We start from the raw sequence: 239 nt of genomic DNA, 5'->3' as shown, positions 1-239 counted from the left end.
TCCTGATTTGCAATTACTTGGTGTAGTAGCTACTCTAGTGAAAACTGTAACTACTTTGCATACTGAAATATTGGACGAGACTAGAAAATACTTACATGAGAATGGTATTACATTCTTTGATACTTGTATTCCTTCTACAATTCGCTTTGCTTCCTCCGTTGCCTATGACAATCTTCCAGCAGCGTTGACTAAGAAGAAAGTAGATAAAGCCAACTTATATTTTGACTTATGGAAGGAGA

At 36.0% G+C, this 239-nt stretch carries 1 protein-coding gene; it reads left to right on the top strand.

The genetic code is table 11. The annotated features are described in order from the left end of the window. On the top strand, window positions 1-239 hold a 239-nt coding region (locus tag SB764_RS44300; RefSeq protein ID WP_410867350.1), incomplete at both ends, for a hypothetical protein.

It is taken from the genome of Paraburkholderia sp. SIMBA_027, from assembly GCF_046535315.1.
Lineage (GTDB): Bacteria > Pseudomonadota > Gammaproteobacteria > Burkholderiales > Burkholderiaceae > Paraburkholderia > Paraburkholderia tropica.
Note: the sequence above shows the minus strand (reverse complement) of the source record. Positions and strands in the feature narration are given on the sequence as shown.